This is a genomic window from Streptomyces sp. NPDC058964 (genome assembly GCF_042741275.1).
GTDB lineage: Bacteria > Actinomycetota > Actinomycetes > Streptomycetales > Streptomycetaceae > Streptomyces.
Genome location: NZ_JBHYKH010000018.1, coordinates 10,089 through 13,441 on the forward strand (window position 1 = coordinate 10,089; position 3,353 = coordinate 13,441).

Annotated in this window: 4 protein-coding genes; all 4 read left to right on the forward strand. The window is 72.0% G+C overall.

What is annotated here, in order from left to right; all coding sequences use genetic code 11:
- The first annotated feature begins 177 nt into the window (after window positions 1-177).
- Window positions 178-465, forward strand: coding sequence for a metal-sensitive transcriptional regulator (locus ACFW2E_RS04105; RefSeq protein WP_076084014.1), 288 nt, complete (start codon window positions 178-180; stop codon window positions 463-465).
- 772 nt (window positions 466-1,237) lie between these two features.
- The gene (locus ACFW2E_RS04110; RefSeq protein WP_384461024.1) at window positions 1,238-2,596 is read left to right on the forward strand and encodes a rhodanese-like domain-containing protein; all 1,359 of its coding nucleotides are present in this window, start codon (window positions 1,238-1,240) and stop codon (window positions 2,594-2,596) included.
- A gap of 46 nt (window positions 2,597-2,642) precedes the next feature.
- Entirely contained in the window at window positions 2,643-3,008 is a 366-nt protein-coding gene (locus ACFW2E_RS04115; RefSeq protein WP_384461027.1) for a rhodanese-like domain-containing protein, read from the forward strand.
- On the forward strand, window positions 3,005-3,353 hold a 349-nt coding region (locus ACFW2E_RS04120), incomplete at its 3' end, for a TSUP family transporter (RefSeq protein ID WP_384461030.1). The genes ACFW2E_RS04115 and ACFW2E_RS04120, both read left to right, overlap by 4 nt.

Here is a 3,353-nt window from a genome sequence, read left to right on the forward strand (position 1 = left end):
ACACAGCCCCCCCCCTCCGGGCGCCGGATACCGCGCCCGAAAACCCCCCGACGCGGGGCCGGGCGACGGCGGTCGACGTCGAGGAACTGGGAGGACGGCAGTTGTGATCCTTGATGGCCGTCGCCGTCTCGAACCGAGACGTACAGTACCCACAGGGGTATTTATCGAGGAGTGATCGTGGAACTGGAACTTGAGGGCGCGTCCCTGAGGGCCGTGCTGAACCGGCTGCGGCGGGCGCAGGGCCAGATCTCCGGTGTGATCCGGATGATCGAGGAGGGGCGGGACTGTGAGGACGTCGTCACGCAGCTGGCCGCCGCCTCGAGGGCACTCGACCGGGCCGGTTTCGCGATCATCGCCACAGGCCTGCAGCAGTGCGTGGCCGACATCGAGTCGGGCCGCAAGAACGGGGAGGACACCGAGGCGATGCGCGCCCGGCTTGAGAAGCTCTTCCTGTCGCTGGCCTGAGGAAGTCACGAGCGGCCCGCACGCCACCGCGTCGACCAGTGTGACGGCGGGGCGGCCGGCCGGACGAATGCGAAGCCTTGTCGAGCCGTCGCCGAGCCGCTCGCCGGCGACCTGCGCCCGCTTCCCCGGTGTGTCCCCGCTGCCACCTCCTCGTAGCGGAGCCGGGCGTCAACTGCGTGAACCGCCGACCGCGCGTCTGCTCTTCGGTCAGGTTGGCCTCCTGGGCATGCCGCTGCCTGCCCGCGGGATCCACAGCTCGGCGTCACAGATCGCGACCGGAAAACGGCACTGCGCGAACGCCTGCCGCACCGCCGCGTCGCCCCTCGCCGATGCGGCCGGTCCAGAGGTGTGGACGCGCATCGGCCACTGCCGCGACTCGGACCTTCTGGCAGGCAAATACCCACTGGGGTATTTGACCCAAGTCCCCGGACGGCCGTAGCCTCCGTCGTAGATAAACCCCTAGGGGTATTTGAAAGGACAAGTGCCGGTGCCGCGAGGGCACGTCGGCATGACTCTTCAATGCACCCTTGCCAAGGCCGCCCCGCACCGGCACGGCAGCACGGCGTGCCGACCGGCCGCCCCTGATCGACCGGCCCGGGCCACCCCCCACCCCGGCCGGTCATCCACGTACCCGACTGACACAGCGGGCCGCGCCGTGGCGGACAGCAGCCGATGCCTCAGGGGTCACACGCCTCCGAAAATACCCCCAGGGGTATTGATGCTATGGTGTAACACATACCCCGGGGGGTAATTTCGATGGGAAGGAAGCATCGTGTTCTTCATCGACACCATTGACCTCGAAGGCCTCGGCAACCGCAGCTACCTCGCCGGCGGCCGGCAGACGGCCGTAGCCGTCGACCCGCCGCGCGACTTCGACCAAGTGCTGGCGATGGCCGCGCGTCGCGGGGTGCGGATCTCGCACGTGGTGGAGACCCACATCCACAACGACTACGTCACCGGCGGTCTGGAGCTGGCCCGGGTGACCGGAGCCGCCTACCTGGTGCCGGCCGCGGCGCGCGTCTCGTTCGCGCGGGTGCCGGTGGCCGACGGCGACACCGTCACCATCGACAGCGGGCTGGAGCTGCGCGCCGTTGCCACCCCCGGCCACACCCCGCACCACACCTCCTACGTCCTGCGGGAGCAGGGACAGCCGGTGGTGGCGTTCACCGGCGGGTCGCTGCTGATCGGCACGGTGGGCCGGCCGGACCTGGTCGAGCCGCGACTGACCGAGGAGCTGGCCCGCGCTCAGCACGCCTCCGCGAACCGGCTGGCGGCAGAGCTGCCCGACGAGACGTCCGTACTGCCCACGCACGGCTTCGGCAGCTTCTGCTCCTCGGCGCAGGCCGAGGGGGACGCCACCACCATCGGCAAGGAGAAGTCCGCCAACGCGGCGCTGACCACCGACGTGGACTCCTTCGTCGCACGGCTGCTCGCCGGACTCGACGACATCCCGGCGTACTACACGCACATGGGTCCGGCCAACACCGCGGGTCCGGCACCGGTGGACCTGACCCCTCCGGCCGTCGCGGACGCCCATGAGATCGCTGCGCGGCTCGCGGCCGGCGAGTGGGTCGTGGACCTGCGCAACCGGGTCGCGTTCGCCGAGGGCCACGTCGCGGGGTCCTTCAATTTCGAGGCCGACGGCAAGCTCGCCACGTATCTCGCCTGGATGATTCCGTGGGGCAAGCCCGTGACGCTCCTCGCCGGGACTCCCGAGCAACTGGCCGCCGCTCAGCGCGAGCTCGTCCGGGTCGGCATCGACCGGCCCGCCGCCGCCGCGACCGGCACACCGCAGGAATGGGTGCTCGAGGGTGACAGCCCCGCCTCGTTCCCCCGCTCCACGTTCGCCGGCCTGGCCGAGCACGGCACGGACGGCATCGTCGTCCTGGACGTGCGACGCGACTCCGAGCGAGCCACCGGCCATATCGAGGGCTCGCTCCACATCCCGATACACCAGGTGCACAAGCGGCTCGGCGAAGTGCCGGCCGGCACCGTGTGGGTGCACTGCGCAGGCGGAATGCGGGCCGGTATCGCCGCCTCACTGCTGCATGCCGCAGGCCGCGATGTCGTGGCCGTGGACGACGGCTTCGATGCCGCCGACGGCGCCGGACTGACCATCGTCACCGGCTGAGCCGACGAACCCGGACAACCGGCAGAACTTGCAGAGAGGTTGTGTGATGTCCCTTTTCCGTCGTGGCGCAGACCGCGTCACCGTGGACGAGGCCCACCGGCGCACCCAGGGCCCCGCCCCGGTGGCCGCGCTGCTGGACGTACGCGAGCAGCTCGAGTGGAAGGCCGGACACGCGCCCGGCGCCGTGCACGCGCCGCTGTCCCGGCTGGCGGCCGGTGAGGCGCTGCCGAGCGTGGCCCAGGCACGGCCGCTGGTGGTGATCTGCCGCACCGGGCGCCGCTCGCAGCAGGCCGCCGAGCTGCTGGCCGCCCGCGGCGCCGACGCCGTCGACGTGAAGGGCGGCATGCAGGCGTGGGCCGCTGCCGGTCACCCGGTCGTCGACGAACGCGGGAACAACGGCTCGATAGCATGACCGCTCTGATCCTCGCGCTGGTCGCCGGTGCCGTCATCGGCCTGGCCCTGGGCGGCCTCGGCGGGGGCGGCAGCGTCCTCACCGTGCCCGCCCTGATCTACCTGCTCCACTTCGCCCCGGCTCAAGCGACGACGGCCAGCCTGGTCATCGTCACCCTCACCTCGGTCACCGCACTCACCGCCCACGCCCGGGACGGCAACGTCGCCTGGCGCACGGGGTCGCTCCTCGCCGTGGGGGGGGGGGGGGGGGGGCCGCGGGGGGCGGGCCCCCCCCCCCCCCCGCGCCCCCCCCGCCCAGGCCGGGCCGCCACCCGGCGACGCGCCCCCAGCACACCCCGACGAGAGG